Annotated in this window: 1 protein-coding gene; it reads left to right on the forward strand. The window is 41.9% G+C overall.

Going from position 1 to position 1327, the window contains the following annotated elements; translation table 11 throughout:
- The first annotated feature begins 13 nt into the window (after window positions 1-13).
- Window positions 14-1042, forward strand: coding sequence for an IS110 family RNA-guided transposase (locus tag ACHUGF_RS17950; protein ID WP_394133299.1), 1029 nt, complete (start codon window positions 14-16; stop codon window positions 1040-1042).
- The last annotated feature ends 285 nt before the right edge of the window (window positions 1043-1327 follow it).

Here is a 1327-nt window from a genome sequence, read left to right on the forward strand (position 1 = left end):
AAGGAGAGTCCATATGTCCTTAATTAAAGCAATTGGCATTGATTTAGCCAAATTAGTTTTTAGCATTCATGGTGTTGACGAATACGGTAAAACCAAACTAAAGCAAACAGTTAAAAGAAACAAGCTGTTAGAGAAAATAGCCAATATTCCACCCTGTATTATCGGCATGGAAGCATGTTCTGGTGCCCATTATTGGGCAAGGGAATTTACTAAATATGGTCACGATGTACGTATCATGGCATCTAAATTTGTCATCCCTTATCGTCAAAGTGAAAAGAACGATGCCAATGACGCTGAAGCAATATGTGAAGCAGTAACAAGACCTAAAACACGCTTTGTCAGCATTAAAAGCGAAGAGCAGCAAGCTGTTTTATGCTTACATCGCATTAGGCAAGGTCAAATCAAAGACCGTACTGCCATGATTAATCGTTTGCGCGGCTTGCTATCAGAATTCGGCATCATCATGCCTAAAGGTCGCTATCCAGCACAAAAGCATATTGTTGCAATCTTGGAAGATACCGACAACGCATTACCCGCTTTAGCAAGAGAGTTACTCAATGACTTATGGCAAAGCATCAAGCTACAAAACCAAGACATATTAAAGTCTGATAGGAAGCTTTATGCCCTCGCTAATCAAATGAAAGACGCTAAACGATTAATGACGATTCCAGGCATTGGTGAAGTCACCGCGACAGCTGTTGTCGCAACAGTGAGTGATGCGAAACACTTTTCAACTAGCCGCCAATTTGCTGCTTGGATAGGCCTAGTACCAAAACAATATTCAACAGGCGGTAAGCCAACGCTGGGTCGCATTAGTAAACGCGGTGAGAAGCATATCCGCACCTCATTAATACATGGTGCTCGCGCTGTCATCGCAAACTGTACTAACAAAATGGATAGAACCAGTTTATGGATAAAAGCCTTAATCGAACGTAGAGGCTTTAAACGCGCTGTCATTGCACTAGCTGCAAAGAATGCACGATTAATTTGGTCACTACTTCAATCTGGTCAAGAGTACCAAGTGAATTATGTAAAAACATAAAGGTTTAACCCAAACGGTTAACCCCACCGAGTCAACGCACTAGCAATTGACGATAACACGGTCAGACCGAGAGTAATTGAATCTGGTTAGTTGGGAAGTACATCTTGCTTGAAAGAGTCAGTAATACTGTTTAACGAATGAGATCTTTGCTCAAGCGCAAATCATCAGGGCGATAGCCAAAAGCTGTTTAGGCAGCAAGCTAATCAAACGCCGAATGTAGAGCTTCTGTCAGATCCACTGTTGTTGTAGATTACTATTGCTTGACAAAGGGGAGTCCATGTAGCC

This window comes from Shewanella maritima, assembly GCF_043643735.1.
Lineage (GTDB): Bacteria > Pseudomonadota > Gammaproteobacteria > Enterobacterales > Shewanellaceae > Shewanella > Shewanella maritima_A.

Excerpts from the sequence above, each read along its gene's own strand:
- ACHUGF_RS17950 (WP_394133299.1), top strand. The coding sequence starts at position 14 with ATGTCCTTAATTAAAGCAATTGGCATTGATTTAGCCAAATTAGTTTTT.